The following is a 2,404-nucleotide window of genomic DNA, read 5'->3' on the forward strand; positions in this document are numbered from 1 at the left end:
CAATTCTCCTCGATGATACAATGTCCCTTGAGGGGTAATCCATTCCCACCTCAGGATAAATTTTTCCGTTGAATCATAAGAAAAGCTGAACCAAGCAACTACTTTCTCGTCCTGAGGAACGAAAATATTAGTCTCTTGAAGGAGATTTTTTTCCAGAATATCTTTACCTAGAGCAATTTTTTGTAAATATTCTGAATCCGGTGCTAATTCCTCTCCCTGACCTACTGCAGAGAAGACCATTAAACAGATCAATACAAATAACCATAATTCAATCCTAAAAATATTTTTTATCTTCATAATCAAAATTTACTACCTCCTTTTAAATTTATTAATTAAATGATTTACAAATTAATAAGAAAATTTACCCTACGAATTATAGACTTCTACTTTCTTCACTATATACTAATTTGGCTCCTGGCTCCTAAATTTTATCCTTTTATAATTATTCTCCAAACCAAACTCAAATTCCTGCAAACTTTTTAAAAAATATTTTTTATTTTAAAAAAATAAAAAAGGTAACAGTCTTTTTCAAACCATTACCTTTTTATATTTTATAGATTAATAACTTTTCGTTCTTTTCTATCCTCCACAAGTGGAGCAACTACCCGATGAACAAGAATTACAGGAACTGGAACTTGAATTCATCGAGGAAGAAGATTTTCCGGAACAGAATCCAAAACCATTAAAAATTCTTTTAATATTTTTACTGTTGCATTTTATACAGGATATCTTACCTTCTTCCATCTCCTTAATAGTTGCTCTAACCTCAAAGGCTTCCTGACAATCCTGACATTCAAAATTATAGTTTGGCATATCTATTTTCCCTTTTTTCATGCTAATTTGGTCAACTTTTTTCTACACTTATTTATACTCCAAACTATCCTGGCTGTCAAGAATAAAATTACCTCTGGTGCGTTTGACAAATTGCCAAAAACAGTGTAAAATTCTAACATAAAAAAGGTGCATCTTTTTTACGCTGAATTCTCCAAGGGAGAAACGGGGGAACCAAAATTCACGTCTGTGTGCCTGCCTGAGCGAGTACGCTCGCAGTCAGGCAACGCACAGGCAGAGGGGTGAATCTTATTTAAATAATAAGTAGAGCAATCCTTTCAGCTCAAATCCGTCAGCTCACCCCGTAAGCGTTGGAGGTGGAATAAATTTATAAATATAGCATTAATAATGGAGAAACTAAAGATAAAATAGTTTCTCTTTTTTTAGTTTAATAAAAATTTCCCAAAATAAAATATTTTTTAGAGAAACTAAAAGGGGTGAATTTTTTTGAAAATAATCGTAATAGGCGCAGGAAAAGTTGGTTGCCAGATTGCCCAAACTTTATCTTCAGAAAATCATGATATCGTAATAATTGAAAAAGATAACATAATACAACAATCTGCTCAAAATAGTTTAGATGCAATGGTTATTTTAGGCAATGGAGCTAATGTACTCACTTTAGAGGAAGCTGGAATTAAAAAAACAGATATGTTGATTGCCGTAACCAGCAGCGATGAAGTAAACATGTTAGCCTGTATGATAGCTAAACAATTTGGTGTACCTAAAAAAATCGCTCGTATCAGAAACCCTGAATATCTGCACACCAGTATCTTATCCAGAGAAAAATTAGGAATAGATTTTGCTATTAACCCAGAAAGAGCTACCGCGAAAGAAATAGTTAAATTATTTAAATCACCAATAAATGTTTCTCAAGTACAGGATTTCGCTGAGGGAAAAGTTAAACTTATTGAATTCAATATTGAAAAATATTTTCCTTTTCTCAATCAGCAACTAAAAAATATTAGCTTTAAATACCCTGTATTAGTTGCAGCTATCTATCGAGATAATAAGATAATTATTCCTGATGGAGAAGAAAAAATTATTGTAGGGGATAATTTATATGTTTTAGTTGAAAAAGACAATTTTTTAGGGTTAAATGAATTTTTCAACGAAAAACCACTGGATATGCAAAATGTGATGATTTTGGGAGGAAACAGAATTGCTATTCAAACAGCTTTAATATTAGCAAAACTTGGCATTAATACTAAATTGATTGAAAGAGATAAAGAAAAATGTGATAAAATCGCTGAGCTACTTCCTCATTCCTTAATAATAAATGGAGATGGCACCAACATTGATCTTTTAAAATCGGAAGGTATAGAAACCACTGATGGTTTCGTCGCGGTCACCGGATATGATGAATATAATCTTTTAGTAGCCTTATTAGCCAAACACCTGGGCACAAAAAAAGTAATTGCTAAAATAGATAGATCCAATTATATTCCAATACTGGAAAAAATTGGAGTAGATGCTGTAGTAAATCCCAGAATAATCACTACTTCTGCAATATTACAATTTATTCGAAAAGGGGAAATTGTTTCTTTAACTTTATTAAAAGAAGGAAAAGCGGAAG

The 2,404-nt window shown here is 32.0% G+C and carries 2 protein-coding genes, 1 pseudogene and 1 riboswitch; of the genes and pseudogenes, 1 reads left to right on the forward strand and 2 read right to left on the reverse strand.

The window, feature by feature from the left end; genetic code table 11:
- A pseudogene (locus COZ07_RS10495) lies at nucleotides 1-297 on the reverse strand (hypothetical protein); the annotation flags it as partial.
- A gap of 282 nt (nucleotides 298-579) precedes the next feature.
- Nucleotides 580-834, reverse strand: coding sequence for an FmdB family zinc ribbon protein (locus tag COZ07_RS10500; RefSeq protein WP_406608516.1), 255 nt, complete (start codon nucleotides 832-834; stop codon nucleotides 580-582).
- A gap of 130 nt (nucleotides 835-964) precedes the next feature.
- Nucleotides 965-1,157, forward strand: a riboswitch (cyclic di-AMP (ydaO/yuaA leader).
- A gap of 121 nt (nucleotides 1,158-1,278) precedes the next feature.
- Here COZ07_RS10500 and trkA point away from each other — a divergent pair.
- Nucleotides 1,279-2,404: Trk system potassium transport protein TrkA (trkA, locus tag COZ07_RS10505; protein WP_406608517.1), on the forward strand; the 1,126-nt coding region annotated here is incomplete at its 3' end.

The organism is Candidatus Infernicultor aquiphilus (assembly GCF_002784285.1).
Lineage (GTDB): Bacteria > Atribacterota > Phoenicimicrobiia > Phoenicimicrobiales > Phoenicimicrobiaceae > Infernicultor > Infernicultor aquiphilus.

Coding starts and splice junctions, on each gene's coding strand:
- COZ07_RS10500 (WP_406608516.1), bottom strand. CDS start 834: ATGAAAAAAGGGAAAATAGATATGCCAAACTATAATTTTGAATGTCAG.